Here is a 25,392-nt window from a genome sequence, read left to right as displayed (position 1 = left end):
CGAAGCCGCTATTGGCTCCTTCGCCGTAGCACCGATCGTGAGCGAATACGACGCCATCGTCTACGACCTGGACGGGACCCTGGTCGACCTCGCGGTCGACTGGAACGCCGTCGCGATCGACGTCATCGCGGTGTACGCCCGAGCCGCCGCCGATCCGCCGAGTGAGAATCTCTGGGAGCTGCTCGAGGCCGCGAGCAAGCTCGAGATCGCACCGGCCGTCGAGGAGACGATCGCGGATCACGAACGCGAGGGCGCTCGACGCTCGCGTCGGCTGGCCCGCGCCGACGAACTGCTCGAACGGTCGGTTCCGGTCGGCGTCTGCTCGCTCAACTGCGAGGCGGCCTGTCGGATCGCCCTCGACGAACACGCCCTCGAGAGCGCCGTCGACGCGGTCGTCGGCCGGGATACCGTCGAGACGCGGAAACCCGATCCCGAGCCGCTGCTCGAAACGGTCCGCGGACTCGACGCGGAGCCGGCGACGACGCTGTTCGTCGGCGACACCGAACGCGACGAGCGAACGGCGATCCGCGCGGGCGTCGACTTCGAGTACGTCGGCACCGGTACGTCCGGGGTCTGAGACGCCGGCACGTCGGGGTTCGGTCCCTGCGGTCTACTCCTGGGTTCGTTTCGCGTACGCGAACACCGAGAGGGCAACGACCAACCAGATGACCGCGCCGACGCGGATGGCGAACTCGGCGCGGGCGTCCCAGGTCGGCAGGTCGGCCCCGGTCGACAGCAGCGCGACGACCGGCGCGCCGACGAGGATCGTCGTGACGAAGGTGACCTGCATCACCCAGCCGTAGTCGACGCCGTCGGGCGTGGTCGTCTCGACGCGTTCTGGCACGTCTGAAGGTGTCGACCGGGTCCTCTTAAGCGTCGCGCTGTCACGGTCCCCTCCCGCGAGGTGACAAACGATGACGTTTAGCGCGAGGAGACGAACGAACGGGTATGCCAACTGTGCGGGAGCTCAGAGCGATGGCCGGGGAGAAGCCGATCACGATGCTGACGGCCTACGACGCGCCGACGGCCGAGATCGTCGACGAGGCCGACGTCGACGTGATCCTCGTCGGCGACAGCCTCGGCAACACGTCGATGGGGTACGAGACGACGCTTCCGGTGACCGTCGACGACGTGGCCCGCCACGTCGGTGCGGTCTCGCGGGCGACCGAGGAGGCGCTGGTCGTCGCCGACATGCCGTTTCTCTCCTTCGGCGTCGACGAGGCCGACAGCCTCGAGAACGCCGGCCGAATGCTCAAAGAGGAGGGGGCGGCGGCGGTGAAACTCGAGTGTGGCCCCCACACCGTCGAGCTGACCGAGACGATGGTCCAGCTGGGGATTCCCGTGATGGCCCACCTCGGTCTGACTCCCCAGCACGTCAACCAGTACGGCGGCTACCCGCGCCAGGGAACCGACCGCGAGGGCGCCGAGCGGATCCGCGAACTCGCCCGAGCCCACGAGGACGCCGGCGCGTTCTCGCTCGTGCTCGAGCACGTCCCGGCGAACCTGGCCGCGGAGATCACCGACGGCCTCGAGATCCCGACGATCGGGATCGGTGCGGGGCCCGACTGCGACGGCCAGGTGCTGGTCGTCGACGACGCCGTCGGCCTCAGCGACTGGTCACCCTCCTTCGCGAAGCGGTTCGGCGACGTTCGCGGGGAGATGCGCTCGGCCGTCGAGGGCTACGTCGACGCCGTCGAATCGGGGTCGTTCCCCGCCGAGGAGCACAGCCACGAGGAGGACGACCTCGACGAACTGTACTGATTTTCGTCGGACACTGGGCCCGAGCCCCGGTTCCGCACCTACTCGAGTCCGTCCAGAAAGTCGGCGACCGCCTCGTTGAACGCGGCGGGTTGCTCGAGCATCGCCAGGTGGGCCGCGTCCGAGATCTCGACGAGTTCGGCGTCGTCGATCTCGTCGGCGAGGGACTCGTGGTACTGCGGCGGCGTCAGCTGGTCGTGTTCGCCGTAGACCACAAGCGTGGGGACGTCGATCCCGTGGAGTTCCTTGCGGACGTCGAACCGGTGGCAGGTCAGGAAGTCCCGCTCGGTGACGGCCCGCCCGCAGTCGTACATCCCCTCGATCGATTCCTCGCGGAGCTCGGGACTGGGATCGTGGAAGAGCCGATCGTCGGCGTGCAGGAACTCGACGGCCCGATCGAAGTCGTCGGCGAGCCACTCGAGCAGGTCCTGTAACACGCCCAGCCGAGCGCCGGTTCCGGTCAGCACGGCGGCCTCGACGTCGGGCTCGCGCTCGAGCAGGAGGTGCATGGCGACGGCGCCGCCCAGGGAGTTGCCCACGAGGACGTCGGCGTCGGTTTCCTCGAGGACGGCCGCGACGTCGTCGGCGTAGGCCGACAGCCTCGTGTACCCGGGATCGGCGTCGACGTCCTCGGAGTCGCCGTGTCCGCTGAGGTCGACGGCGACGACCGGGTACCGGTCGGCGAGTCGATGTTGTGCCTTCCAGGCGGCTCGCGAGCCGCCGCTGCCGTGGACGAAACAGACGGTCGGTCCCGTTCCTCCGCGGTCGGCGACGTCGTAGGCCGTCTCGCGGCCCTGGTGTCGAACCGTTTCCATACCCATTCGGACGTGGGGTACCGGTATAAAGGCTCGAGCCGCCGTCGGCACAACCGGCAGGAACGGACGGATCCGATAGGGCCGTGTGTCCGAGGTCCGTACGCTGAACTACGAACAAGCTTCTTCGAAGCCACCCCGATGCTGTCCTGCATTTGGCCGGAGAAATATTTATATACTAGTAGCACTTACCCGTAGTTAGTATCAAAATGACACTCGACCAATTCACCCGTGGAGACGAGCGGATCGTTCGTCGCTACGAGTACGAGGACGGATCGGTGCTGGCCGTCGACTTCGGCACGGCGAGCACCGACGCCGACGTGGACGTCGTCGACGGGACGGTGATCGTCGTCGACGACGACGATCAGTACGAACTCGAGTTGCCCGACGGTGCAGTTGACGCGAACACGTTTATCAGAAACGGCGTGCTCACTGTCGAACTGGAGGACGACCAATGAAACTCACCGTCAAACCCCTGAAACAGAAGGACGCGGGCCGCGGGCTCGCCGCGATCGACCGCGTTTCGATGCGCGAGCTCGACCTCGAGAACGGCGACTACATCGTCATCGAGGGCAAGGGCGACAGTCAGGCCGTCGCGCGCGTCTGGCCCGGCTACCCCGAGGACGAGGGCCGCGGCATCGTTCGCATCGACGGCCGCCTGCGCCAGGAGGCCGACGTCGGGATCGACGACAGCGTCGACATCGAGCCCGCCGACGTCCAGCCCGCGAACTCGGTGACGGTCGCGCTCCCCCAGAACCTCCGCATCCGCGGGGACATCGGCCCGCTCGTCCGGGACAAGCTCTCGGGCCAGGCCGTCACCGAGGGGCAGACGGTGCCGTTCTCGCTGTCGTTCGGCCCGATGGCCAGCTCCGGACAGTCGGTGCCGCTGAAGATCGCGAGCGCCGACCCCTCCGGGACGGTCGTCATCACCGACTCGACGAACATCGAGATCTCCGAGACACCGGCCGAACAGGTAAGCAGCGACGCCGGCGGCTCGCCCGAGGGCGTGCCGAACGTCACCTACGAGGATATCGGCGGTCTCGACAACGAGCTCGATCAGGTTCGCGAGATGATCGAGCTGCCGATGCGCCACCCCGAGCTGTTCCAGCAGCTGGGCATCGAGCCGCCCAAGGGCGTGCTTCTGCACGGCCCGCCGGGCACCGGGAAGACCCTGATGGCGAAAGCCGTCGCCAACGAGATCGACGCCCACTTCGAGACGATCTCCGGCCCGGAGATCATGTCGAAGTACTACGGCGAGAGCGAGGAGCAGCTCCGGGAGGTCTTCGAGGAGGCCGAGGAGAACGCCCCCGCGATCATCTTCATCGACGAGCTCGACTCCATCGCCGCCAAGCGCGAGGAGGCCGGCGGCGACGTCGAGCGACGGGTCGTCGCCCAGCTCCTCTCGCTGATGGACGGCCTCGAGGAGCGCGGACGAGTCACCGTCATCGCCGCGACGAACCGGGTCGACGCGATCGACCCCGCGTTGCGGCGGGGCGGCCGCTTCGACCGCGAGATCGAGATCGGCGTCCCCGACAAGGAAGGGCGCAAGGAGATCCTGCAGGTCCACACCCGCGGGATGCCCCTCAGCGAGGACATCGACCTCGAGCACTACGCGGAGAACACCCACGGGTTCGTCGGCGCCGACCTCGAGTCCCTGGCCCGCGAGGGCGCGATGAACGCCCTGCGGCGGATCCGTCCCGACCTCGATCTCGAATCCGAGGAGATCGACGCCGAGATCCTCGAGTCCCTCGAGGTGACCGAGGCCGACGTCAAGGAGGCGCTCAAGGGGATCCAGCCCTCGGCGATGCGGGAGGTCTTCGTCGAGGTGCCCGACGTCACCTGGAACGACGTCGGCGGCCTCAGCGACACCAAGGAACGCCTGCGCGAGACGATCCAGTGGCCGCTGGACTACCCCGAGGTCTTCGAGCAGATGGACATGCAGGCCGCCAAGGGCGTCCTCATGTACGGTCCTCCCGGCACCGGGAAGACCCTGCTCGCAAAAGCCGTCGCCAACGAGTCCCAGTCGAACTTCATCTCGATCAAGGGGCCCGAGCTGCTGAACAAGTACGTCGGCGAGTCCGAGAAGGGGGTTCGGGAGGTCTTCGAGAAGGCCCGCTCGAACGCCCCGACCGTGATCTTCTTCGACGAGATCGACTCGATCGCGGGCGAACGCGGCCAGCGCCAGGGTGACTCCGGCGTCGGCGAACGGGTCGTCAGCCAGCTCCTGACCGAACTCGACGGCCTCGAGGAGCTCGAGGACGTCGTCGTGATCGCGACGACCAACCGTCCGGACCTGATCGACTCGGCGCTGCTGCGTCCGGGCCGGCTCGATCGGCACGTCCACGTGCCGGTTCCCGACGAGGAGGCTCGCAGGAAGATCTTCGAGGTCCACACCCGCGACAAGCCCCTGGCCGACGCGGTCGACCTCGAGTGGCTCGCGAGCGAGACCGAGGGCTACGTCGGCGCCGACATCGAGGCCGTCACCCGCGAGGCCTCGATGGCCGCCAGCCGCGAGTTCATCAACTCGGTCGACCCCGACGACATGCCGGACACCATCGAGAACGTCCGCATCAGCAAGGAACACTTCGAACGGGCTCTCGAGGAGGTCCAGCCGAGCGTGACCCCCGAGACCCGCGAGCGCTACGAGGAGATCGAACAGCAGTTCCAAACCGCCGAACCCGAAGCCGAAGGCGAGGACCAGCTCGGCCGCACCTTCCAGTAGATCGAGCTTCCCTTCGGGTTATCGTTCGAGTCGCCCCTCGAGCACTTCCTCGAGGTCGACTGACGGCGCCGCACCCACGAGATCGCGGTCTTGGTGGTAGGTGACCAGCCCGACGTCGACGAGTTTCGGAACGTGAGCGTGGTACAGCGACAGGTAGATCCGGTTGGTCTCCTCGGCGGGAACCGCCGGCAGTCTCGTTCCGCGTTCCCGAACGGCGACCTCGTCGGCGAGATCGGCCAGCGCGATCGGGAGATCGTGATCGCGGAGGCAGGAAAGCGCGTGGCGACGACGCTCGACGCTGAGTCCTTCGTACAGGTCGTCGATCCGAACAGCGGCGTAAGAGCGCCGTTGTGTGCCCATACGCCGACATACTGATTCCGGATGAAAGAACGGGGAGGTTGTATAGACCACTGCCTTAAGTCTGGAGGGCTACGGAGCGGCGTCATCCCCCTCGCCGACCTGGCCGACGGTAAGGGCGTTTCCGATGAGGTTCTTGTGGGCGTGGTGTAACCGCTTCGAGAGCGCCTGCTGGGTGATGCCGAGTCGCTCCGCCAGATCGGTCATCGTCGTTCGCTGGGGAACGTCGAAGAAGCCGGCTTCGTAGGCCGTTACCAGGGCTTCTCGCTGCGGCGACGTCAGTCCGTACCGGGCGCCGGCCATCGGCTGGGACTGTTCGTACAGTTTCTCGAGTTCGAAGGCGACGTCGTTCTCCCGGCAGTACTCGTGGAACTCGGAAACGGTGTTCTCGTCGTCGAACCGCATCGTCAGCTCCCAGCGGTCGTCGGTGCCCGTCGCCTCGAGGATCGTCGCGCCGATTTCGGCGTAGGCGTAGACCATCGCCTCGACGTTTCGCGTCCACGCCGCGCGGTACAGCACCGCTCCGTCGGCCTCGTCGACCCGCTCGACTCGAGTCGCGCTAGGATCGCCCTCGAGCGCCGCCTCGATGCGATCCCGATCCCCGGTTACCCAGAAGTACGGCATGATCCGGTCCTCCGCGGTGACGACGAGGCGTTCGATCTCGACGATCATCTCCGGGGCCGTCGACAGCGCCCGGTAGAGAGCGAAGTCCGACGCGCGGACGGTGAACTCACCCATCACGCTCATGGTTCACGTTAGCTTGCAACAAGGATAAGATCGTCCCCGGATACCGCGTTCTCGCCGCTGGGAACCTTACCGCTCCGGGGCGGCCTGTCCGGCCCGTCGCTCGTCGAGCTCCTCGAGCACCGCCTCGGCGTGGCCGGCGGGTGAAACGTCCTCGTAGGTCGCCTCGATCGTTCCGTCGGGACCGACGACGTAGGTGGTCCGGAAGACGCCGTCGAAGGTGTTGCCGAACATCCGCTTCTCGCCGTAGGCGTCGTACAGCGTCGCGACCTCGCCCTCGGGATCGGACAGCAGGTCGAACCCGAGATCGTGGTCGGCGGCGAACGACTCGAGGTCGTCGACGGGGTCGTCGCTGATCCCGACGACCGCGACGCCGCGGTCCTCGAACTCCTCGCGAACCGCCTCGAACTCCCGGGCCTCGGTCGTACAGCCGTCGGTACCGGCCCGCGGATAGAAGTAGACGACGAGTCGGTCGCCCTCGAAATTCGAGCGGCGAACCGTCTCGCCGCGCTGGTTCGGTAGTGCGAACTCGGGTGCGTCGTCGCCGATTTCGAGCATACCGTCCCTTCGAGGGAGTCGTCGTATGCCTTCCGGTTGCGCGATCCGGGTCCGACTCCTCAGTCGAGCCGTTCCGCGGCGTCGCGCTCGAGCAGGGGCGAGGCGTTCTGTTCGGGCAGAGTGACGACGTCGTCGGTCGAGAGGGTGTACTCGCGGTCGTCGACGCCGAGGATCGAGCCGACGTCGCGGGTCATCCGAACCGTGACCCGCTCGACGTCGTCGGACTCCGAGGAGGACCCCGCGGCGGGCTCCGAATCCTCGAGCGAATCGCCCGCGGTGTCCTCGTCGAACTCGGGATCGACGGATTCGCCCGGCGGCTCGGTGTCGTCCTCGGGGCCGTCGGCCGGCGAGGTCGGCTCGGCGTCGGGTTTCGGTGCGTCCTCGTCGACGGGCGGGCCGGACCCACCCATGACGTCCGCGGCCGTGACGTCGCTGGCGTCCGACGCCCGGGGGTCGTCGTCGGGCTCGATCGTCGTCGGGTCGACGTCCGCGTTCTCGCTGCGATCCGCGACGTTGGCGGTCGGATCCGGTTCCATCGGCGTCGCCGGCGGCGCGTCGTCGGGCGTCGCCGAGTCGGACTCGTCGACCGCCTCGGGCTCGGACGCATCGCCGCTCTCGGCCTCGAGGCCCTCGAGGACGTCGAGGACGCGCGTCTTGTTCGCGTCGATGCGGTCGACGAGATCCTCGAAGAGGTCGGCCTCCTCGGCGGTGAGGCCGTCGTCGTCGGCCGCCATCCCCGCGGCCGCGAGGCTGGCCTGCTTGACGAGTTTGCCCATCCGCCGTTCGTAGATCGCCTCGACGACGTCTTTGGCGGTCTCGATCTCGTCGGTGAGTCGGCTCACCTCGGGCGAGGAGAACGGGTCGTCGGCTCGCTCGGCCGCGCGGTCGCGTTCGGCCTCGAGTTCGGCGATGTACTCGCCGACCTCCTGGTAGAACGAGGGGCGCAGGTTCTGGAGGCTGTCCTTCTGGCGCTCCTTGCTCTGGACGGATCGTAGCTCGTCGAGGTTCATTCTTTCTCCTTCTCGGCGCGGCCCCGGGCCATGAGGAACACGGCGACGTACTCCGGAAGCGACTGGTCGCCCTCCGGAACCGTAAAACTATCTCCTCCGAGCTCGACCTCGCCGCCGTCGGCGACGTCGACCCGGATCTCGTGGCCCGTGAACGTCTCCGGGACGGCGTCGACCAGCGGGTCGAAGGCGTCGATCTCGTCGCGCTCGAGGCGGACCGTCTCGAGCCCGCTGCCGCCGTGGAGACTGCCCGGCAGGCGGATGAGTCGGTTCGTGTCCGTGGTCACGGGCTCGTCGATCGGGGCGTTGTCGGCCTCGACCGCCCGCTCTGCGAACCGTTCGGCCAGCTGGGCGACGGCGGTGTGGACGGTGACGTTGCCCGCCTCGAGCCCCTCGCGGTTGTTCCGGGCGGCGTTTAACGTCGCCGTCGCCTTCCCCTCGCCGATCCCGTCGAACTCCCGGAGTCGCTCGAGGGCCGCCTCCTCCTCGAGGGCGAGCAACTCGTCGACGAAGGCCATAAACCGGTCGTGGGTGCGGGCGCCCCAGCCGCCCTCGGTTCGCAGGGTGCGGCGTTCGGTCGGCGTCTTTCGGCCCAGCCCGGCGACGGTCTCGGTCTCGATCAGCTCCTCGAACTCCAGACCGATCCCGCGGACGTAGTCGACGACCTCGCGGCGGTGCTCCCGGTCGAGGTGGCGGATCGACTCGTCGCGGACGTGGACGTGGTATCCCCGCCCGCCCGAGAAGACGATCTCGAGGTCCTCGAAGGCGAAGTCGTCCTCGAGGAAATCGAGCAGGCGCAGCAGGGCGTCCTTACACGTCGCGAGCATCTCGGCGTAGGAGTCCTCGCCCAGCGTCACGTTCGGCAGGTGGTCGGCGTCGAGGTCGAAGACGAGATCCGCTGACTGCCAGTCCTTCTCGTGCATCGAGCCCGCGCCGGGGTCGCGAAACCGCCCCGCCGAGAAGTAGACGTGGCGGGGTCGCTTGCGGACGAGGAACTCCTCGAGGTCGCCGAGTTCGAGCAGCGAACGGTGGCGAACCATCGTCGTGTCGGGGCCCTCGGTCCAGGGGATGTATCCCCACTCGCGCTCGTTGGCCGCGGGCGGCAGCGTCAGCTCCGTGCGGCGGTAGTGATCGCGGAATCGACCCCGAAGGTAGGCCCTCGTTCGCTCCTCCATACGACTCGAGTAGTCGTAAGTGGGACCGTATAACCCTGCCGAATGGTCGACTCTACGGGACCGGTTCTCGAGGATTTCGCGACGATCGACCGACGGCCGTTCAGCGCGGTTCGACGGTCACGTACCGCTCTCCGCGGAGGATCGCCGCGACGCGGTCGTGCCAGTCCACGGCGAAGGCCTCGCGTTCGGCGTCGGTCGCGGTGCCGTCGATCAGCTTCGGCAGGTCGGCGGTCGCGGGGCCGCCGGCCGGAACGTCCTCGACGTGGTAGGTCGCCCGGACGGTCTCGTCGGTGTCCGTCCGCGTGAACTCGAAGGCGATCCCGTCGGTGCCGATCGCGCCGTAGTCCAGCAGGTCCCTCCGCCCGCCGTGGCCGCCGGCCAGCCCGGCGAAGCCGTCCTCGCCCGCGGCGCCCGTGACGTACGAGATCAGACGCGCCGTGACGCCGTAGGCCGGATCGTCTCGCGGCCCGCCCGCGAAGACGGCGACGTCGCCGCGGACGGGCAGTCCGTCGGGGTACAGCGCTTCGAGGGCGTCCTTCGCGAGCCGGTAGGCGCCCGCCGTCGTGGGACAGGAGTGGCCCGCCGCTTTCAGGACATCGGCGTAGGTGACGACGATCGGTTCGCCGGGCTCGAGGAGGGCCAGCGCCTCGGCGGCTGGATCGCGCAGTCGGATCGGGTCGACGTCGTAGTCGACGGCCCAGCTCGTTCGGTCGCAGGATGGTTCGGGGTCGGTCTCGAGTTCGGAGTCGGATTCGTGGGGAGTGGTGCTCATCGTGGATCGTGTGGGTGTGTCGGTGGTGGTTCGAATCGGTCGCGCTGGTCGCGCCGAACGGTCGTCCCGTCGAACAGTGCTGTCCGACCGTATCAGTACCGCAGCAGCCGCATCCCGTTCAGGATCACCAGCAGGACGCTGGCGATGTGGATCAGCATCCCGCTTGCCATGTGGACGTAACCGCCGAAGACGCCGGCCAGCAGCAGGCCGACCGTCGCCACGGCGACGGCGACGTTCTCGGCGACGTTCCGGCGGGTCGCCTTGCTGAGACCCACGGCGTCGGGAATGCGCTCGAGATCGTCGGCCATCAGCGCCACGTCGGCCGTCTCGATGGCCGTGTCGGTGCCCGCGGCGCCCATCGCGACGCCGACGTCGGCGGTCGCCAGCGACGGCGCGTCGTTGATCCCGTCGCCGACCATGGACACGACGTGGCCGTCGTCCCGGAACGACTCGATCGCCCGCTGCTTTTCCTCGGGAAGGAGGCCGGCGCGGTAGTCGTCGATTCCGACCGACGCCGCGACCGACCGGGCGGTGCGCTCGTTGTCGCCGGTGAGCATCACGGTGCGGACGCCGGCGTTTTCGAGGGCCGCCACGACGCCGGCCGCGGCGGGGCGGAGTTCGTCCCGGATCGAGACGACGCCGACGACCTCGTCCTCGAGGGCGACGTAGACCGCCGTCTCGCCGGCCTCCTCCCGGTCGCGGACGTGGCGCTCGACGCGGTCCGGGACGTCGATCCCGCGCTCGTCGAGCAGCGTCCGGTTGCCGACGACGATCCGCCGACCGTCGTGGCCGGCGAGGACGCCCTTGCCAGCGGCGACCGCGAAGTCGTCGGGATCGGGGATCGCCGGGCCGTCGGGCTCGAGGCCCGTCGCTTCGGTCGATCGCTCGAGGACGGCGCCGCCGTCCGCGACGGGAGCGGAGTCGCCGCTGGGACCGCTGGCGGCCTCGAGGATCGCATCCGCGAGGTGGTGTTCGCTCCGCTTCTCGGCGATGGCCGCGTGGCGCAGGACCGTCTCGTCGTCGACGCCGAACCCCGTCACGTTCGCGACGGTCGACTCGCCACTCGTCAGCGTGCCCGTCTTGTCGAACGCGACGAGGTCGATCTTCCCCGCGGTCTCGAGGTGCTCGCCGCCTTTCAGCAGCACGCCCGACCGGGCCGCCGACCCGATCGCGCTGACGATGCTGACCGGCGGGCCGATGACGAGCGCGCCGGGACAGCCGATGACGAGCAGCGTCAGCGCGAGGACGGCGTTACCGGTGACGGCGTAGGCGCCGACCGCCAGCGCGACGATCGCGGGCGTGTAGTACGTCGCGAAGCGCTCGATGATCGTCTCCGTCGGCGCCGTCGCCTCCTGGGCCTCCTCGACGCGACGGATGATCCGCTCGAGGGTCGTATCGCGGCCGGTGCCGGTTGCGACGACCTCGAGGGCGCCCTCCTGGTTGACGGTGCCGGCGTAGACCTCGTCGCCCGCGCGCTTGTAGACGGGCGCGCTCTCGCCGGTGACGGGCGCCTGGTCGATCGCACTTTCGCCGCCGACCACGTCGCCGTCGACGGGGACCTTCGCTCCGGGTTTGACCAGTACAGTTTCGCCCGGTTCGACGTCCCGGGCCGGCACCTCGACGTAGTCTCGCGGGGAACCCGCTCGACTCTTCGAGGCGCGCGACGCCTCGCCCCCATCACCGTCCCGGCGGACGAGCGCGGTGTCCGGGGTCATCTCGAGCAGTTCCGTCAGCGCCGAGCGGGTCTTGCTCATCGTTCGGGCCTCGAGGTAGGTCCCCAGCGCGAACAGGAAGACGACGGCGGCAGCCTCCCAGTACTCGCCGATGGCGATCGCGCCGATCGCGGCCAGCGTGACGAGGGTGTTGATCCCGACGGTGCCGCTTCGGAGGGTGTAGTAGGCCTTCCTGGCGACGTCGTAGCCGCCGACGAGCGCCGCGAGAACCATCAGGGTCGCGCTCGCGGTCTCGAGGCCGGAGCCGTAGCCGGCGACCCACCCGACCGCGAACAGCAGGCCGCTCGCGACGACGACGGCCGGTTTGCGGTGTTTCTGGAACTGTCTTCTGAGATCCATCGGTGCTCACCGTAACCGGGGCGTGTACCCCTGCTTCGCGATGGTTCGCTCGAGCTCGGCGTCGTCGACGGCGGCCTCGTCGTACTCGACCTCGACGCGGCCGGTCGTGTAGTGGACCGCGGCGCGGTCGACGCCCTCGGTTTTCGCGAGCGTTCGTTCGACGTTGCTCGCACAGGTCGGACAGTCGAAATCTGTCACGCGGTATTCGATCTGAGTCATCGGTCTTCGATTGGTCGTACGACCCCGCTCCGTAAATACATCACTCAAATGATGTGTTCGGGAACAGGCACGGACGTTGCTACCGGTTCAACGACTCGTCTAGACGGTGGACGAACCGGCCTCGAGTCGACTCCGACTACCGACGCGTTCGGCTGAACGCCTTTGGGAACTCGCCACCTACATCCGCTATCCAATGGTCGAATTCACGTCGGACGTCGCTATCGAGGACGTCGCGATCCGGGATACGAACGTCTCGAGCGCCGTCGACGAACCGGTCCGCGCGACGATCCTCGACATGCTCGCGGACGCCGAGCACTCGGTTGCCGAGATCGACGCGGAACTCGAGGCCCGCGGCTACGACCGCACGCGCAACACGGTCCGTCACCACGTCAACGAACTTCGCGACGCGAATCTCGTCGAGGTCGCTCGCCTCGAGGAGCGAAGCGGCGGGACCGAGAAGTACTACCGGGCGAACACGATCGTGCTCTCGTATGCGGTCCCCGAGAGCGCGCGGGACGACCTCGAGGAGATGGCCGACTCGATCGCGCCCGAGGTCGCAGCCATCGTGGCCGACCTCGAGGCCGAGTACGGCGAGACGATAGACCGGATCGCAGCCGAGATGGCCCCCTGCGAGCACTGCCGCGATCAGAAGTACGAGACGTACCTGCTGTCGACGATCCTCCGTCGGGCGTTCGTGACGGGGACCGTCAGGGACGACACCGGGGCGTAGGCGAGGGTGGGCGATTCCGCTCGAGTCGTCGGATCAGCGCCGAACGAACTCCGAGATCCGATCGGCCAGTCCGGAGTCCGAACCGAGTTTCAGGTAGTAGGCGTCGCCGCCGTCCTCGTAGTAGCCGTTGATCCGGCGTTTGACCTCGAAACCGAGGTGTTCGTAGAACTCGAGGGCGTTCTCGTTGCTGGTCCGGGCGTGGCAGGTGATCGACTCGTGGTCGTCGGCGACCCGCGCGACGAGTCGCTTGCCGATCCCCCGGCCGCGAAACTCCGTCGAGACCGCCAGAAAGAGAATGTACCCGTCCCGGCGGACGGCCGCGAAGCCGACGAGTTCGTCGTCCCGCAGATAGCAGTGGACCGTCGAGCGGCGGTACGCGTCGGTGAAGAACTCGTAGCGCTGTTTGAGGACGCCCTCCTGGCTGTTGATACGCTCCTTGAGCTGCCAGGCTTCCTCGACGAGCTCGTCGCTCCCCGGGGCGACGACGCGACTGTCGATGTTGACGCTCACTACCACAGTGTAGCAGGGTCGTCAATATAATTCCACCGGCAGCGCGACCGTTCGCCGCGAACTGTCCCAGTTCGCCGCGCCGGCGCGACCGTCGACGGCGACACGCGAAGCGACGGACATACCTCGCGGGCTCGAGAAGACCGGGTATGAGTTTCGAGCTTCGCGACCACACCGCCGACGTCGGCGTGGCGGCGACCGGGGAGCGCCTCGAGGACGTCTTCGCCGCGGTCGCCGACGGCCTCGCGGCCGCCTCCTGCGACGCGATCCCGGACGACGGCGGCGACCGGTTCGCCGTCTCCGTCGCGGCCGAGAGCCGGGAGGCCCTGCTGTTCGACTACCTCGACGAGCTGATCTACCTGCGGGACGTTCGGACGGTCCTGCCGGTCGATAACCGCGTCGAGCAAATCGACGGATCGGACGACGGCGAGTGGCGCCTCGAGGGCAGCGCCCGCGGGATCCCCCTCGATGCGGTCGACGCCCGCGAGATCAAGGCCGTCACCTACTCGGAGATGCGCCTCGAGGACGTCGGCGACGGCTGGGAGGCCTACGTCGTCTTCGACGTCTGAGCGGTCCGGCGCGGTCGGCGCTACGGGTCGGTGATCGACAGGGTCCAGTTCCCGTCGGCCTCGACGTCGAGCCAGACGGGGCCGCCGGCCTTGTACGACCGCGAGTTCTCGAACTCGCCGCTCCGATTGACCAGAACTTCCCTGTGGCCGTCGGCGCCGTGGCCGTCGACGACGAACGGTTCGTCGCCGTCGTGGGTCGCGACGACCCTGACGTCGCCGTCTGTCCAGAGCGGGCCGACGAACGCCGAGCCCGACCCCGACGCCTCGACCGGGAGGTCTTCGAGGTCGTCGCCGCGAACCGCGGGCTGTTCGAGTTCGATCGACCACGCGCCGTCGGCCGCGACCTCGAGGCGGTAGGCGCCGCCGTCGACGACGGAGACCGACTCCCCGTCGGTTCCGTCGGTGCGCGCCAGCGTCTCGTCGATACCGACGCCCTCGTCCCGCACCAGATCGACGGCGATCTCGGACGCGTCGCCGGAGACGGTCGCCACGATAAGGCCCTCCTCGAGGTCGAACGACGACGTCTCGCCGGCTCCGGAGCCGTCGAACGCGTGGGATCGCCCCTCCTCGAAGACGACTCCGTCCGGGCGCTCCGGCTCCGCCGGTTCCTCGCGGTCGCGCTCGAACGTTCCGTCGACGAGGTCCGAGGGGGTGACGACGTCGAGGCCGCGGTGGTCGACGTGCTCGAGCAACAGCCCGAAGTCGTCGATCGACATCCGGTTCTCGTCGACGCCCACGTTCGCAGCGTCGTCGTCGACGAGCCGTGGCACGCGGATCACGGTGAGCAGGTCGTACTGGTCCGCGAGGTTCACGTGGCGGCGAACGCCGGTGTGAAGCGCCGGTCCCCAGATGTACGGGATCGCGTGCATCTCCGTCGGGGGAACGCCCGTGGTCCCGGAGTTAGAGACGAACGCGGCGTCGTAGACGTCCCGCGCGATCCGGTAGGTCTCCGCGTCGAATCCCTCGTCCGGAACGAACAGGTGCCGGGCGCCGTCGTCGAGCCCCTCCCCTTCGAGGGTCGCCCGTGCGTCCTCGAGAACCTGTCGCTGCCCGTCCGCGGACTGCTCCGGCAGCGGCGTCGACGGCTCCGGGAGCGGACAGACGTCCCAGCCGCGGTCGCCGAGGTCGCGAAGCTGTTCGCGGGTCATCCGTCCGTCCTCGCCGATTCGCTCGGGGGGAACCGGTACGGCCGCCGTCCAGCCGCGCTCCTCGAGGAGGTCCGCCGCGACGTCGTAGTGGGAGTCGTGGCCGCCGTAGAACGCGAGGATCGCCGCCCCGTTGTCGGCCGACTCCGTCCGGCGGAGGTCGTCGACCACCAGTCTGGTCGGGCCGCCGTCCGGCCCCTCGGCGACGACGTCGATGCGAGTGACTTCCGAGAGGTCGGGCTCCTCGGCCGGCTTCTGCTGGTAGCCGCAGTCGAGGCGAAACCAGCCGTCGAACCCGTCCGGAACCAGTCGGACGCTCGTGAGCCGTTCCTCCCGGCTCGGGGCGACGAACTCGACGCGAATCCGGGTCGCGGACTCGGGTTTGACCGCCAGCGAGACGTCCCACCCCTCGAGGTCGAGGCCGTCCGAGAGATCCAGTTCCGAGAGGTCGAACCCGTCGGAGAACTCCAGACTCATCTCGGCGGTCTCCCCATCGCTTTCCAGAACCGCAGCCTGGGACCCCGTCAGCGCCTCCTCGGGGGCCCCCGACACGGCACCGGTCCGGGCGGTCCACTCCTCGAGATCCTGAAAGTCGGAGAGAACCTCGCCCGACTCGAGCGCCGGCCAGGGTCCGGAGTCGGCGGGGTCGTCGTCGTTCGAGAGGAGATCCGTACAGCCTGCGAGGGCGGTCGACGTGGCGCCGACGGCGGCGAGCAGGCCCCGGCGGGACGGACCGCCTTCCGCGTCGCGTTCGTGTTCCATAGAGATACCTGCGGGGGGGTTCTCGTCGACGGACCGTAAGCGGGGCGACGATTTGCTGACCCAGCAAATCGTGGACGGGGGCCCGGTCGCCGAGAGTCGGCGGGACCGATCGCGTTCCGGCGAACCCGATCGCGGGCTCGAGGCGAACGTTCTTTCCTCGTCGCCCTCGGAGTACCGCGTATGACTACCTTCGACGCCGGCGACGTCACCCTCGAGAAGGTGCGCGAGTACGTCTGGGAGATCCCCCAGGAGGGGGAGATGCGCACCCCCGCGCGGGTGCTCGCCAGCGAGGCCTTGCTCGAGGAGATCAGCGAGGACAAGACCCTCCAGCAGTTGAAGAACACGACCCACCTGCCGGGGATCACGAAACACGCGATCTGCATGCCCGACGGCCACCAGGGCTACGGCTTCCCCGTCGGCGGGGTCGGCGCGCTCGACGCCGAGAACGGCTGTATTTCCCCAGGTGCAGTTGGTTACGACATTAACTGTGGCGTACGAATGATGAAAACGAACCTCACCTACGACGAGCTCCAGGGTCGGGAGGAGGAGCTCGTCGACTCGCTGTTCGCCAACGTCCCCTCCGGGCTCGGCGGCGGCGGGATCGTCGAGGCCGGCGTCGACACCGTCGACGAGATCCTCGCTCGCGGCGTCGACTGGGCCCTCGAGCACGGCCACGCCGTCGAGGACGACCTCCTGCACTGCGAGGACGAGGGGACCCGCGAGGGCGCCGACCCCTCGAAGGTGAGCCAGAAGGCCAAAGATCGCGGGAAGAACCAGATCGGCTCGCTGGGCTCCGGGAATCACTTCCTGGAGGTCCAGCGCGTGACCGACGTCTTCGACGACGAGGTCGGGGAGGCGTTCGGCCTCGAGGAGGACCAGATCGTCGTCCTGATCCACTGTGGCTCCCGAGGTCTGGGCCACCAGACCTGTAACGACTACCTGCGCAAGATCGAGCAACAGCACAAGGGGCTGCTCGATCGGCTGCCGGACAAGGAACTCGCGGCCGCGCCCGCGGGCTCGCAACTCGCCGAGGACTACTACGCGGCGATGAACGCGGCGATCAACTTCGCGTGGGTCAACCGCCAGCTGATCATGCACCGCACCCGGCAGGTCTTCGAGCGCGTGTTCGACCGCTCGTGGGAGGCGATGGAGATGGACCTGCTGTACGACGTGGCACACAACATCGCCAAAAAAGAGACGCACACGGTAGACGGGACGGAACGCGAACTCTACGTCCACCGCAAGGGCGCGACTCGAGCCTTCCCCGCGGGCCACCCCGAGGTGCCGAAGGCGTACCGCGACGTCGGCCAGCCCGTCATCATCCCCGGTAGCATGGGCGCCGGCAGCTACGTCCTGCGGGGCGGCGAGAACTCGATGGAGCGGACCTTCGGGTCGACGGCCCACGGCGCGGGACGGCTGATGAGTCGCACCCAGGCGAAAAACGAGTACTGGGGCGGGGACGTAAAGCAGGAACTCGAGGACCAGCAACAGATCTACGTGAAAGCCCAGTCGGGCGCGACCGTCGCCGAGGAGGCCCCCGGAGTCTACAAGGACGTCGACGAGGTCGTCCGCGTCTCGGACGAACTGGGCATCGGCGACAGGGTCGCGCGGACGTTTCCCGTCTGTAACATCAAGGGTTGATTTCGCTCACTTCAGCCGAAACGGGTTCTCGTCGTCCTCGCCGTCGCGATCGCCGTCGTCGTCACCGTCCTCGCTCTCGTAGGGTTTGCGGGCGGTGATCGTCACGGTCGCCTCGGGATCGTCCTCGTCGGCCCACGGGCTGTCGTAGGCCGAGAGCTCGAGGTCGGTGACGTCCCAGCCCTCGTTCTCGAGGAGTTCGACGAGCCGTCGCTGATCCGCGAGCATCTCTCGGTCCATGCGGATCCGTTGTCGACCGATCCGGGTAGGCGTTCCGCCGGCGCGCTCACGCCGGGTCGTCCGCGCCGACGGCCTCCTCGACGAGCGCCAGGTGGGCCCGGCGCAACCGCTCGGATAGCGCCTGGTGGGAGATGCCGAGCTCGTCCGACAGCGTCTCCATGTCGATCCCGCGGGGGATGTCGTAGTAGCCGTGCTCGAGGGCCGCGACGAGGGTCTCGTGTTGGGCGTCGGTCAGGTCGAACCGGTCGTAGCGAGCCTCCTCGAGGCGGTTGATCTTCCGGAGGTCGATCGGCACTCCCCGGTCGGTGGCGTACTCGTAGCTCCGGGCCAGCGCCTCGCGGTTCGGAAAGAGGACCCGAAACCGCCACCGATCGCCCTCGAGTCCGGTCTCGAACACCGTCGCCTCCTCCCGGGTCAGCAGTTCCACGAGGTCGACGACCGTGCCGTTCCACCGCACCCGATACCACCGCTCGCCCTCGAGGTCGAGGACCCGGGACGCCGCCTCGACGGTCGGATCCGCGGCGAGGGCCACGTCGGCGCGCTCGAGGGTCTCCTCGTCGCCGGAAAGCCGCAGGCAGGGCAACACCGCGTCGGGGGGCGCCGCGACGACGGGTTCGATCTCGATCCCCAGAGACGGCGCGCGCTCGATCGTGTATCCGAGCGCGAACGACTCCGCGGGGACGGTGAACTCGGCGATCGTGCTCATGCGGAGAGTCACCACGCCCGGCCGCAAGAGTATACGCGTCGCCTCTCGCGGGTTGCGTCCCGCGGAGACGAAACCGAATTCGGTTACGAGACGCAATCTTCTCCGGCGAACTTAAGCGGTTTCGACCGAAAGTAGGCGGTATGTTAACCGACGAGTTCGGACGCGAGGTCACGGGGGTTCGGATCTCGCTCACCGACCGGTGTAACTTCGACTGCGTCTACTGCCACAACGAAGGGCTGGGGGACACGCGGGGACCGATGGATCCCCAGGACGACGAGATGAGCGCCGACGACGTCGTCCGCTTTCTCGAGGTCGTCGAGGAGTTCGACGTCGACTCCGTGAAGTTCACGGGCGGGGAACCGATGCTCCGCCAAGATCTCGAGGAGATCATCGAGCGTACGCCCGACTCGATGGAGGTCTCGCTGACGACCAACGGCACCTTCCTCCCGGGGCGGGCCGAGGACCTCGTCGACGCCGGGCTCGAGCGGGTCAACGTCTCCCAGGACGCGCTCGACCCGGAGGACTTCGCCGCCGTCACGAAAAGCGGCGCCTACGAGAAGGTCCTCGAGGGCGTCCGGGCGGCCGTCGACGCCGGCCTCGATCCCGTCAAACTCAACATGGTCGTTTTCGAACACACTGCGGGATACGTCCCGGAGATGGTCGACCACGTCGCCGAGAACGACGGGCTCCAGCTCCAGCTGATCGAGTACATGCCCGAGCTGACCGGTCGGCCGGAGTGGAACATCGATATCCAGCGGGTCCACGATTGGCTCGCCGAGCAGGCCGCCGAGGTCGAACACCGGGAGATGCACGACCGGAAACGGTACTGGATCGAGAACGACGACGGCGGACGGGGGATGGTCGAGATCGTCGACCCGGTCGAGAACCCCACCTTCTGTGCGAACTGCCACCGCGTGCGGGTCACCCACGAGGGGTACCTGAAGGGCTGTCTCAACCGCAGCGACGATCTGCGCTCGATGGGCGAGATGACCGACGCCGAGATCCGCGAGGCCTACCGCGAGGTCGTCGCGAACCGGGTTCCCTACTACGGCGAGTACATGATCAAAAACGACGACGACGAGTGGGAGATAAACGACGACTACGTCGAGGGCTACGCCGAGGTCTAATCCAGTCCGCCGACCGTCCTCGAGAACTCTCTCCGAAGGCGTGGTGTTCGGTCGCAACGACCCGACGTAGCCCCTCGCCGGCGGTCGCCTCGAGCCCGACGCCCGGAAGCCGCTCGAGACAGCCCGCGATGGCGGCGAACCCCCCGACCGCCGCCGTCGCGAGGAACGCGCATCGCTCCACACCGACCGTTTCTGTTAGTACACAAAACAATTGTGGCCGATACGTTCCGTCGCTTTCCGGCTCAGCAACGGGGTCGTCGACGACGGGTCGATCCCGCCCGTCCGCCGCCGAACCCGACGACGATCGACTCGAGGCCGTCGGTGACGAACCGGACGAGTGGGTCCTTCGCTATCGGCAACGATTCACGCCCCGAGCGCCAGCATTCGTTGCGCTTAAGTACCCGTCGGCGATAGGTGAGAGTGCAATACGTGCAGGGGACGCGGTCCCCGAGTCCGTACGGGCGACGATAGCCAGACCGTGTCGTGGTAGCCAAGCGGCCCAAGGCGCATGGTTGCTAACCATGTGGCGTCAAGCCTCCGGGGTTCAAATCCCCGCCACGACGTCGGCTTACCCGATCGACGGCCAGTCGGTCGGCTTTGCAACGCGCGCACACCAGACACACATTCACCACACATGAGCGAGGAAGAACCTCAAGAGCAAGAGGACGAAGACCTTCAGTACTTCGTCCGCATCGGTCAAACCGACCTCGACGGGACGAAGTCCGTCGAGCGCTCGCTCTCGGAGATGAACGGGATCGGTCGTCGGACCGCCCGACTCATCGCCGAGAAGGCGGGCGTCGACCGAACGGCGACGTTCGGCCGACTCGACGACGACGTCATCGACGAGGTCGTCGAGGTCGTGGAGAGCTACGCCGACGAAGTTCCGGACTGGCTCAACAACCGCCAGCACGACTTCTACACCGGCGAGACGACCCACGAGATCGGCAACGACCTCCAGCTGACCCGGCAACACGACATCAACCGGATGAAGATGATCGACTCCTACAGGGGCGTTCGCCACAAGCGCGGCCAGAAGGTCCGCGGCCAGCGCACCAAGTCCACCGGCCGGACGGAGGGTACCATCGGCGTCAACGTCGAGGAGATCCGGGAGGAGCAAGAAGAAGAGGCTGCCGAGGAGGGTGACGAATAATGCCGCTCGGAACCGACACCAAGCAGTACGAGACGCCGAACCACCCCTACCAGGGCGAGCGCATCGCCGACGAGCACTCGCTGGTCGAACGCTACGGGCTCTCGAACAAGGAAGAACTCTGGCGAGCCCAGTCCGAGCTTCGCTCCTACCGGCGCGAGGCTCGAGAGCTGCTCGGCCAGGCCCAGGACGACGAGACCGTCGTCCGCCGCTCCGAGGAGTTCCTCGGTCGGCTCAAGCGCGTCGGCGTCCTCGACGAGGCCGACGAGCTGGGCGACGTCCTCTCGCTGGAAGTCGAGGACGTCCTCGAGCGCCGGCTCCAGACGGTCGTCTACCGGAAGGGGCTTGCGAACACGACCCAGCAGGCCCGTCAGTTCATCGTCCACGGCCACATCGTGGTCGACGGTCAGCGCCACCGGGTCCCCTCCTACGTCGTCGACGTCGACGAGGAGGATCTCGTCGACTTCGAGGAGAACAGTCCGCTCGCGGACGACCTGCACCCCGAACGCGCGGAGGAGCAATAACATGAGCCAGGACGACGACAAGTGGGGCGTAGCCCACGTGCACGCATCGTTCAACAACACGATCATGACCGTCACCGACCTCACCGGGTCGGAGACGATCGCCAAGTCCTCCGGCGGGACCGCGGTCAAGCAGAACCGCGACGAGGCGTCGCCGTACGCGGCGATGCAGATGGCCGAGTCGATCGCCGAGGAGGTCAAGGCCGCCGGCATCACGGGCCTGCACGTTCGCGTGCGCGGCCCCGGCGGCAACCTCCAGAAGTCCCCCGGTCCGGGCGCGCAGGCGACGATCCGCGCGCTCGCACGCTCGGGCATCGAGATCGGGCGCATCGAGGACGTCACGCCGATCCCGCACGACGGATCGCGCGCACCGAAAGGCAAGGGCGGCTACTAGACCATGAGTGAGGAGTACGACGTCGAGTTCGTCGAACGCGGGGATCGAGAGGCTCGATTCCTCGTCCGGGGGATCACGCCCGGGTTCGCCAACGGGATCCGTCGCGCGATGGTCGCCGACGTCCCGACGATGGCGATCGACACCGTCCGGTTCATCGAGAACTCGTCGGTGATGTTCGACGAACAGCTCGCCCTGCGTCTCGGGCTCGTCCCGCTGACGACCCCGCCGGAAGGCGAGTTCGTCGAGGACGACACCGTCACGCTTTCGATCGACGTCGAAGGACCGGCCACCGCCTACTCGGGCGATCTCGTCTCGAGCGACTCCCTCGTGGAACCGGCCGACGAGAACGTCCCGATCATCGAGCTCAAGGACGGCCAGCGCCTCGAGGCCGAGGCCGACGCCCGCCTCGAGCGCGGGAAGGACCACGCCAAACATCAGGGCGGGGTCGCGGTCGGCTACCGACACCTCCAGCGCGTGGAGGTCGTCGACGACCTGCCGGAGTTCCAGGAGCCCGAGTCCCAGATCGTCCGGGGCGTCGTCGAGGAAAACGGCGAGCTCGTGCCGACAAGCGAGTTCGATCACGATCTCTCGACCCGCCACCCCGGCAAGGAGATTCGTCTGGAGGACGTGCCAAACGCCTTCGTCTTCCACGTGGAGACGGACGGCTCCTTCAGCGTCGAGGAACTGGTCACGCGGGCCGTCGACTCGATCGAGGCGCGCGCGACCGAACTCGAGGACGCGGTACAGCTATAGATCATGATCCGACGCCCCCGAACCCACGCCGCCGACGCCCGCCTCGCCAGCGCCGTTGCTAACGAGACTGGCGAGCCGTCGGCAGTCGGAATCGAAAGGGGTTTGAAGGGGCGACGGGTACACGGAAGTGCGAGCAGGGATAGCCAAGTCAGGCCAACGGCGCAGCGTTCAGGGCGCTGTCTCGTAGGAGTCCGCAGGTTCAAATCCTGCTCCCTGCATTTTTCGGCTCGACCGAACGGAAGAGCCGCAAAAATGGAACGTGCAGGTTTGAGCTACGGGAGTCGCGACAGCGTCTCCCGGCGGTTCAAATCCTGCTCCCTGCATCACTTCTCACCAACCGATTACACGATCGACGGCACCTCCGAGTCCGTCGATCTCGCAGATTTGGAGGAAACCAATGAGTAGTAAAACCAATCCGAGGCTCAACGATCTCATCGCCGAGCTGAAGTCGACGTCCCGAGAGCGGGACGCCGACGTCTGGCGAGACGTTGCGGATCGACTCGAGAAGCCCCGGCGCACTCACGCCGAGGTCAACCTGGGCCGCATCGAGCGATACGCACGCGAGGAAGAGACCGTCGTCGTTCCCGGCAAGGTGCTGGGATCCGGCGCGCTACAGAAAAACGTCACCGTCGCCGCCGTCGACTTCTCGTCGTCCGCGGAGACGAAGATCGAACAGGTCGGTGACACCGTCGCCCTCGAGCAGGTGCTCGAGGACAACCCCGAAGGATCCAACGTCCGGGTGATTCGATGAGTCTAGCGGAGTTCGACGCGGACGTCGTCGTCGACGCCCGCGACTGCATTCTCGGTCGCGTCGCCAGCCAGGTCGCCCAGCGCGCGCTCGACGGCGAGCGCGTCGCCGTCGTCAACGCCGAGGACGCCGTCATCACGGGCGACGAGGACGACATCTTCGGCACCTACCGCAAGCGCCTGGAGCTTGGCTCCGACAGCGGCCCCTACTATCCGAAGCGGCCGGACACGATCTTCAAGCGCTCGATCCGCGGCATGCTGCCGTACAAAAAGCCCCGCGGTCGCGAGGCGCTCGACAGCGTTCGCGTCTACGTCGGTAACCCCTACGAGGACGACGACCGCGAGGCCGAGATCCTCGAGGACACGTCGCTGGATCGACTCTCGAACATCCGCTTCGTGCACCTGCACGAGGTCAGCGAACAGTTAGGTGCTAACGTCACATGGTAACGAACACGAGTGGAAAGAAAAAGACCGCCGTCGCCCGCGCGACCGTCCGCGAGGGCGAGGGCCGCGTCCGTATCAACTCGAAACCGGTCGAACTGGTCGAACCGGAGATGTCGCGGCTCAAGATGCTCGAGCCGTTCCGCATCGCCGGCGACGAGCTTCGCGACGAGATGGACATCGAGGTCCACGTCGAGGGTGGCGGGATCAGCGGTCAGGCCGACGCCGTCCGCACCGCCATCGCCCGCGGGATCGTCCAGCACTCGAACGACGCCGAACTCCGCGACGCCTACATGGAGTTCGACCGCTCGCTGCTGGTCAACGACGTGCGCCAGTCCGAACCGAAGAAGTGGGGCGGCCCGGGCGCACGGGCTCGCTACCAGAAGTCCTACCGCTGAGGTGATTCAAGCATGATGGTACCGGTTCGGTGTTTCACCTGTGGCAACGTCGTCGGCGAACACTGGGAGGAGTTCGACGAGCGGGCGAACCAAGGCGACGAGGACCCCCAGAAGGTGCTCGACGAGCTGGGCGTCGACCGCTACTGCTGTCGGCGGATGCTCGTCAGTCACACCGACCTCGTCGACGTGGTTTCACCCTACCAGTAACGATGCAACAGGAACGCCACAACCGATACGAGAAGGCACGCATTCTGGGCGCGCGAGCGCTGCAGATCTCCTACGGCGCACCTGTGCTGATCGAGACCGACCGGAGCGAGCCGATCCTGATCGCCGCCGAGGAGTACGACGCGGACGTCCTGCCGTTTACGGTACGACGGGGTGGCAAGCGGTGACGCTGGTCACCGACGTCCGGCTCCGCCGAATCCTCGACTCGCGGGGCAACCCCACGGTCGAGGCCGACGTCGTCACCGAGAGCGGCGGTTTCGGCCGCGCCGCGGCACCGAGCGGCGCGAGCACCGGCGAGTTCGAGGCGATCGAACTGCCGGCCGGCGAGGCGATCGCCGCAGCCCGCGAACACGCCGTCCCGCGGCTCGTCGGCGAGACCTACGCGGGCAACCAGCGCGAGATCGACGCGGCGCTTCGGGCCGCCGACGGCACCGACGACTTCTCGAAGATCGGCGCCAACAGCGCGGTCGCGATCTCGATGGCCGCCGCGAAGGCCGGCGCCGACGTGCTCGGCGCGCCGCTCTTTCAGCACCTCGGCGGGACCTTCCGCGGGAACAACTTCCCGATCCCGCTGGGCAACGTCGTCGGCGGGGGCGAACACGCCGCCGACGCGACCGATATCCAGGAGTTCCTCGCGGCGCCCGTCGGCGCGCCGAGCGTTCAGGACGCCGTCTTCGCCAACGCGGCCGTCCACGGCGCAGTCGCGGACGTTCTCGAGGAGCGCGACCACCCCTCGGGGAAGGGCGACGAGGGCGCGTGGGCGCCCTCGATCGACGACGAGGAGGCCTTCGAGATCGTCGACGAGGCCGTCTCGACGGTCGAAGACGAGGTCGGCTTCGAGATCCGATTCGGGCTCGACGTCGCGGCCGCCGAGATGTACGACGCCGAGTCGGAAACCTACGAGTACGACTCCGCCGGCGTCAGCCGCGACACCGACGAGCAGATCGAGTACGTTGCGGACCTGGTTCGAGAGTACGACCTCGCCTACGTCGAGGACCCCCTCGACGAGAACGACTACGACGCCTTCGCCGAGCTCACCGACGCGGTCGGCGAGCGGACGCTGGTCTGTGGCGACGACCTGTTCGTCACGAACACCGAGCGGCTTCGCGAGGGTATCGATCGCAACGCGGCCAACAGCATCCTGAT

The 25,392-nt window shown here is 67.8% G+C and carries 32 protein-coding genes and 2 tRNA genes; 20 read left to right on the top strand and 14 right to left on the bottom strand.

Annotated elements, in window-relative coordinates; translation table 11 throughout:
* The first annotated feature begins 37 nt into the window (after positions 1 to 37).
* Complete coding sequence (locus C492_RS13580; protein WP_008424516.1) at positions 38 to 577, top strand: HAD family hydrolase; 540 nt, start codon at positions 38 to 40, stop codon at positions 575 to 577.
* A 33-nt stretch (positions 578 to 610) separates the two neighbouring features.
* Here C492_RS13580 and C492_RS13575 read toward each other — a convergent pair whose 3' ends face one another.
* Positions 611 to 844 carry a DUF5822 domain-containing protein gene (locus C492_RS13575; protein ID WP_008424514.1) on the bottom strand — a complete coding sequence of 78 codons (234 nt, stop codon included), beginning with the start codon at positions 842 to 844 and terminating at the stop codon, positions 611 to 613.
* A 104-nt stretch (positions 845 to 948) separates the two neighbouring features.
* Between C492_RS13575 and panB the strand changes: the two genes are divergently transcribed.
* Positions 949 to 1,761 (top strand): 3-methyl-2-oxobutanoate hydroxymethyltransferase, encoded by an 813-nt coding sequence (panB, locus tag C492_RS13570; RefSeq protein ID WP_008424512.1) that lies wholly within the window; start codon positions 949 to 951, stop codon positions 1,759 to 1,761.
* Positions 1,762 to 1,799: 38 nt separating this feature from the next.
* Here the strand turns inward: panB and C492_RS13565 are convergent, their stop codons facing one another.
* On the bottom strand, positions 1,800 to 2,573 hold the full coding sequence (locus C492_RS13565; protein ID WP_008424510.1) for an alpha/beta fold hydrolase: 774 nt from the start codon (positions 2,571 to 2,573) through the stop codon (positions 1,800 to 1,802).
* Positions 2,574 to 2,779: 206 nt separating this feature from the next.
* Between C492_RS13565 and C492_RS13560 the strand changes: the two genes are divergently transcribed.
* Together C492_RS13560 and C492_RS13555 are read left to right on the top strand one after the other, a co-directional pair.
* Entirely contained in the window at positions 2,780 to 3,028 is a 249-nt protein-coding gene (locus tag C492_RS13560) for a DUF7127 family protein (RefSeq protein WP_008424509.1), read from the top strand.
* Complete coding sequence (locus C492_RS13555; RefSeq protein ID WP_008424507.1) at positions 3,025 to 5,292, top strand: CDC48 family AAA ATPase; 2,268 nt, start codon at positions 3,025 to 3,027, stop codon at positions 5,290 to 5,292. The genes C492_RS13560 and C492_RS13555 overlap by 4 nt, the downstream gene beginning before the upstream one ends.
* Before the next feature lie 18 nt (positions 5,293 to 5,310).
* On the opposite strand, the gene C492_RS13550 is transcribed toward C492_RS13555, so the two are convergent.
* From C492_RS13550 to C492_RS13515, 8 genes are all read right to left on the bottom strand, one after another.
* Positions 5,311 to 5,652 (bottom strand): DUF7344 domain-containing protein, encoded by a 342-nt coding sequence (locus C492_RS13550; protein WP_008424505.1) that lies wholly within the window; start codon positions 5,650 to 5,652, stop codon positions 5,311 to 5,313.
* Between the two features lie 69 nt (positions 5,653 to 5,721).
* Positions 5,722 to 6,396, bottom strand: coding sequence for a helix-turn-helix domain-containing protein (locus C492_RS13545; protein WP_008424504.1), 675 nt, complete (start codon positions 6,394 to 6,396; stop codon positions 5,722 to 5,724).
* A 66-nt stretch (positions 6,397 to 6,462) separates the two neighbouring features.
* Positions 6,463 to 6,951 (bottom strand): thioredoxin-dependent thiol peroxidase, encoded by a 489-nt coding sequence (gene bcp, locus C492_RS13540; protein ID WP_008424501.1) that lies wholly within the window; start codon positions 6,949 to 6,951, stop codon positions 6,463 to 6,465.
* A gap of 59 nt (positions 6,952 to 7,010) precedes the next feature.
* Complete coding sequence (locus C492_RS13535) at positions 7,011 to 7,961, bottom strand: DNA replication complex subunit Gins51 (protein WP_008424499.1); 951 nt, start codon at positions 7,959 to 7,961, stop codon at positions 7,011 to 7,013.
* Positions 7,958 to 9,133: a DNA primase small subunit PriS gene (gene priS / locus C492_RS13530; RefSeq protein ID WP_008424497.1), complete on the bottom strand. Its 1,176-nt coding sequence runs from the start codon at positions 9,131 to 9,133 to the stop codon at positions 7,958 to 7,960. The genes C492_RS13535 and priS overlap by 4 nt, the downstream gene beginning before the upstream one ends.
* Positions 9,134 to 9,233: 100 nt before the next feature.
* A complete protein-coding gene (locus tag C492_RS13525; protein ID WP_008424495.1) occupies positions 9,234 to 9,905 on the bottom strand; it encodes a hypothetical protein in 672 nt (223 codons plus the stop codon).
* 92 nt (positions 9,906 to 9,997) lie between these two features.
* Positions 9,998 to 11,977 (bottom strand): heavy metal translocating P-type ATPase, encoded by a 1,980-nt coding sequence (locus tag C492_RS13520; RefSeq protein ID WP_008424492.1) that lies wholly within the window; start codon positions 11,975 to 11,977, stop codon positions 9,998 to 10,000.
* Positions 11,978 to 11,983: 6 nt separating this feature from the next.
* Positions 11,984 to 12,196, bottom strand: a complete 213-nt coding sequence (locus tag C492_RS13515; RefSeq protein WP_008424491.1) for a heavy-metal-associated domain-containing protein — start codon at positions 12,194 to 12,196, stop codon at positions 11,984 to 11,986.
* 193 nt (positions 12,197 to 12,389) lie between these two features.
* Between C492_RS13515 and C492_RS13510 the strand changes: the two genes are divergently transcribed.
* Positions 12,390 to 12,926, top strand: a complete 537-nt coding sequence (locus C492_RS13510) for an ArsR/SmtB family transcription factor (RefSeq protein ID WP_008424489.1) — start codon at positions 12,390 to 12,392, stop codon at positions 12,924 to 12,926.
* Positions 12,927 to 12,959: 33 nt separating this feature from the next.
* Here C492_RS13510 and C492_RS13505 read toward each other — a convergent pair whose 3' ends face one another.
* On the bottom strand, positions 12,960 to 13,436 hold the full coding sequence (locus tag C492_RS13505; RefSeq protein ID WP_008424486.1) for a GNAT family N-acetyltransferase: 477 nt from the start codon (positions 13,434 to 13,436) through the stop codon (positions 12,960 to 12,962).
* 146 nt (positions 13,437 to 13,582) lie between these two features.
* On the opposite strand from C492_RS13505, the gene C492_RS13500 reads away from it, so the two are divergent.
* Positions 13,583 to 14,002, top strand: a complete 420-nt coding sequence (locus tag C492_RS13500) for an archease (RefSeq protein WP_008424484.1) — start codon at positions 13,583 to 13,585, stop codon at positions 14,000 to 14,002.
* Between the two features lie 20 nt (positions 14,003 to 14,022).
* Here C492_RS13500 and C492_RS13495 read toward each other — a convergent pair whose 3' ends face one another.
* A complete protein-coding gene (locus C492_RS13495; protein ID WP_008424482.1) occupies positions 14,023 to 15,909 on the bottom strand; it encodes a polysaccharide deacetylase family protein in 1,887 nt (628 codons plus the stop codon).
* 180 nt (positions 15,910 to 16,089) lie between these two features.
* On the opposite strand from C492_RS13495, the gene C492_RS13490 reads away from it, so the two are divergent.
* The gene (locus C492_RS13490) at positions 16,090 to 17,550 is read left to right on the top strand and encodes an RtcB family protein (RefSeq protein ID WP_008424480.1); all 1,461 of its coding nucleotides are present in this window, start codon (positions 16,090 to 16,092) and stop codon (positions 17,548 to 17,550) included.
* A gap of 6 nt (positions 17,551 to 17,556) precedes the next feature.
* Here C492_RS13490 and C492_RS13485 read toward each other — a convergent pair whose 3' ends face one another.
* Positions 17,557 to 17,787: a hypothetical protein gene (locus tag C492_RS13485; RefSeq protein WP_008424478.1), complete on the bottom strand. Its 231-nt coding sequence runs from the start codon at positions 17,785 to 17,787 to the stop codon at positions 17,557 to 17,559.
* Between the two features lie 46 nt (positions 17,788 to 17,833).
* Entirely contained in the window at positions 17,834 to 18,493 is a 660-nt protein-coding gene (locus C492_RS13480; RefSeq protein ID WP_008424476.1) for a helix-turn-helix domain-containing protein, read from the bottom strand.
* Between the two features lie 140 nt (positions 18,494 to 18,633).
* Here C492_RS13480 and moaA point away from each other — a divergent pair, with 140 nt between their 5' ends.
* The 13 genes from moaA to eno form a co-directional block, all read left to right on the top strand.
* Positions 18,634 to 19,620 (top strand): GTP 3',8-cyclase MoaA, encoded by a 987-nt coding sequence (moaA, locus tag C492_RS13475; protein ID WP_008424474.1) that lies wholly within the window; start codon positions 18,634 to 18,636, stop codon positions 19,618 to 19,620.
* Between the two features lie 480 nt (positions 19,621 to 20,100).
* A tRNA-Ser gene (locus tag C492_RS13470) sits at positions 20,101 to 20,183 on the top strand.
* A 71-nt stretch (positions 20,184 to 20,254) separates the two neighbouring features.
* On the top strand, positions 20,255 to 20,770 hold the full coding sequence (locus C492_RS13465; RefSeq protein ID WP_008424472.1) for a 30S ribosomal protein S13: 516 nt from the start codon (positions 20,255 to 20,257) through the stop codon (positions 20,768 to 20,770).
* Entirely contained in the window at positions 20,770 to 21,291 is a 522-nt protein-coding gene (locus C492_RS13460; protein ID WP_008424470.1) for a 30S ribosomal protein S4, read from the top strand. Before C492_RS13465 ends, C492_RS13460 begins: the two co-directional genes overlap by 1 nt.
* 1 nt (position 21,292) lies before the next feature.
* On the top strand, positions 21,293 to 21,682 hold the full coding sequence (locus tag C492_RS13455; RefSeq protein WP_008424468.1) for a 30S ribosomal protein S11: 390 nt from the start codon (positions 21,293 to 21,295) through the stop codon (positions 21,680 to 21,682).
* 3 nt (positions 21,683 to 21,685) lie between these two features.
* Complete coding sequence (locus tag C492_RS13450; protein ID WP_008424466.1) at positions 21,686 to 22,435, top strand: DNA-directed RNA polymerase subunit D; 750 nt, start codon at positions 21,686 to 21,688, stop codon at positions 22,433 to 22,435.
* A 133-nt stretch (positions 22,436 to 22,568) separates the two neighbouring features.
* Positions 22,569 to 22,653, top strand: a tRNA-Leu gene (locus C492_RS13445).
* Between the two features lie 179 nt (positions 22,654 to 22,832).
* Positions 22,833 to 23,186 (top strand): 50S ribosomal protein L18e, encoded by a 354-nt coding sequence (locus tag C492_RS13440; RefSeq protein WP_008424464.1) that lies wholly within the window; start codon positions 22,833 to 22,835, stop codon positions 23,184 to 23,186.
* A complete protein-coding gene (locus C492_RS13435; RefSeq protein WP_008424462.1) occupies positions 23,183 to 23,629 on the top strand; it encodes a 50S ribosomal protein L13 in 447 nt (148 codons plus the stop codon). Before C492_RS13440 ends, C492_RS13435 begins: the two co-directional genes overlap by 4 nt.
* On the top strand, positions 23,623 to 24,021 hold the full coding sequence (locus tag C492_RS13430) for a 30S ribosomal protein S9 (protein WP_008424460.1): 399 nt from the start codon (positions 23,623 to 23,625) through the stop codon (positions 24,019 to 24,021). The genes C492_RS13435 and C492_RS13430 overlap by 7 nt, the downstream gene beginning before the upstream one ends.
* A gap of 12 nt (positions 24,022 to 24,033) precedes the next feature.
* Positions 24,034 to 24,228, top strand: a complete 195-nt coding sequence (locus tag C492_RS13425; protein WP_008424458.1) for a DNA-directed RNA polymerase subunit N — start codon at positions 24,034 to 24,036, stop codon at positions 24,226 to 24,228.
* A gap of 2 nt (positions 24,229 to 24,230) precedes the next feature.
* Positions 24,231 to 24,413 carry a DNA-directed RNA polymerase subunit K gene (locus tag C492_RS13420; RefSeq protein ID WP_008424457.1) on the top strand — a complete coding sequence of 61 codons (183 nt, stop codon included), beginning with the start codon at positions 24,231 to 24,233 and terminating at the stop codon, positions 24,411 to 24,413.
* Positions 24,410 to 25,392 (top strand): phosphopyruvate hydratase (eno, locus tag C492_RS13415; protein WP_008424455.1); only part of this gene is annotated, 983 nt, incomplete at its 3' end. The genes C492_RS13420 and eno, both read left to right, overlap by 4 nt.

This window comes from Natronococcus jeotgali DSM 18795, assembly GCF_000337695.1.
Lineage (GTDB): Archaea > Halobacteriota > Halobacteria > Halobacteriales > Natrialbaceae > Natronococcus > Natronococcus jeotgali.
The sequence above is the reverse complement of the archived record's forward strand: the minus strand, read 5'-3'. Positions and strand labels throughout refer to the sequence as shown.

Excerpts from the sequence above, each read along its gene's own strand:
- C492_RS13485 (WP_008424478.1), bottom strand. The coding sequence starts at position 17,787 with ATGGACCGAGAGATGCTCGCGGATCAGCGACGGCTCGTCGAACTCCTC.
- C492_RS13510 (WP_008424489.1), top strand. The coding sequence starts at position 12,390 with ATGGTCGAATTCACGTCGGACGTCGCTATCGAGGACGTCGCGATCCGG.
- C492_RS13430 (WP_008424460.1), top strand. The coding sequence starts at position 23,623 with ATGGTAACGAACACGAGTGGAAAGAAAAAGACCGCCGTCGCCCGCGCG.
- C492_RS13465 (WP_008424472.1), top strand. The coding sequence starts at position 20,255 with ATGAGCGAGGAAGAACCTCAAGAGCAAGAGGACGAAGACCTTCAGTAC.
- C492_RS13515 (WP_008424491.1), bottom strand. The coding sequence starts at position 12,196 with ATGACTCAGATCGAATACCGCGTGACAGATTTCGACTGTCCGACCTGT.
- C492_RS13455 (WP_008424468.1), top strand. The coding sequence starts at position 21,293 with ATGAGCCAGGACGACGACAAGTGGGGCGTAGCCCACGTGCACGCATCG.
- C492_RS13560 (WP_008424509.1), top strand. The coding sequence starts at position 2,780 with ATGACACTCGACCAATTCACCCGTGGAGACGAGCGGATCGTTCGTCGC.
- C492_RS13520 (WP_008424492.1), bottom strand. The coding sequence starts at position 11,977 with ATGGATCTCAGAAGACAGTTCCAGAAACACCGCAAACCGGCCGTCGTC.
- moaA (WP_008424474.1), top strand. The coding sequence starts at position 18,634 with ATGTTAACCGACGAGTTCGGACGCGAGGTCACGGGGGTTCGGATCTCG.
- C492_RS13545 (WP_008424504.1), bottom strand. The coding sequence starts at position 6,396 with ATGAGCGTGATGGGTGAGTTCACCGTCCGCGCGTCGGACTTCGCTCTC.
- C492_RS13480 (WP_008424476.1), bottom strand. The coding sequence starts at position 18,493 with ATGAGCACGATCGCCGAGTTCACCGTCCCCGCGGAGTCGTTCGCGCTC.
- panB (WP_008424512.1), top strand. The coding sequence starts at position 949 with ATGCCAACTGTGCGGGAGCTCAGAGCGATGGCCGGGGAGAAGCCGATC.
- C492_RS13535 (WP_008424499.1), bottom strand. The coding sequence starts at position 7,961 with ATGAACCTCGACGAGCTACGATCCGTCCAGAGCAAGGAGCGCCAGAAG.
- C492_RS13495 (WP_008424482.1), bottom strand. The coding sequence starts at position 15,909 with ATGGAACACGAACGCGACGCGGAAGGCGGTCCGTCCCGCCGGGGCCTG.
- C492_RS13460 (WP_008424470.1), top strand. The coding sequence starts at position 20,770 with ATGCCGCTCGGAACCGACACCAAGCAGTACGAGACGCCGAACCACCCC.
- C492_RS13435 (WP_008424462.1), top strand. The coding sequence starts at position 23,183 with ATGAGTCTAGCGGAGTTCGACGCGGACGTCGTCGTCGACGCCCGCGAC.
- C492_RS13525 (WP_008424495.1), bottom strand. The coding sequence starts at position 9,905 with ATGAGCACCACTCCCCACGAATCCGACTCCGAACTCGAGACCGACCCC.
- C492_RS13555 (WP_008424507.1), top strand. The coding sequence starts at position 3,025 with ATGAAACTCACCGTCAAACCCCTGAAACAGAAGGACGCGGGCCGCGGG.
- C492_RS13420 (WP_008424457.1), top strand. The coding sequence starts at position 24,231 with ATGCAACAGGAACGCCACAACCGATACGAGAAGGCACGCATTCTGGGC.
- C492_RS13565 (WP_008424510.1), bottom strand. The coding sequence starts at position 2,573 with ATGGAAACGGTTCGACACCAGGGCCGCGAGACGGCCTACGACGTCGCC.
- C492_RS13440 (WP_008424464.1), top strand. The coding sequence starts at position 22,833 with ATGAGTAGTAAAACCAATCCGAGGCTCAACGATCTCATCGCCGAGCTG.
- C492_RS13500 (WP_008424484.1), top strand. The coding sequence starts at position 13,583 with ATGAGTTTCGAGCTTCGCGACCACACCGCCGACGTCGGCGTGGCGGCG.
- C492_RS13425 (WP_008424458.1), top strand. The coding sequence starts at position 24,034 with ATGATGGTACCGGTTCGGTGTTTCACCTGTGGCAACGTCGTCGGCGAA.
- C492_RS13490 (WP_008424480.1), top strand. The coding sequence starts at position 16,090 with ATGACTACCTTCGACGCCGGCGACGTCACCCTCGAGAAGGTGCGCGAG.
- priS (WP_008424497.1), bottom strand. The coding sequence starts at position 9,133 with ATGGAGGAGCGAACGAGGGCCTACCTTCGGGGTCGATTCCGCGATCAC.
- C492_RS13550 (WP_008424505.1), bottom strand. The coding sequence starts at position 5,652 with ATGGGCACACAACGGCGCTCTTACGCCGCTGTTCGGATCGACGACCTG.
- C492_RS13450 (WP_008424466.1), top strand. The coding sequence starts at position 21,686 with ATGAGTGAGGAGTACGACGTCGAGTTCGTCGAACGCGGGGATCGAGAG.
- bcp (WP_008424501.1), bottom strand. The coding sequence starts at position 6,951 with ATGCTCGAAATCGGCGACGACGCACCCGAGTTCGCACTACCGAACCAG.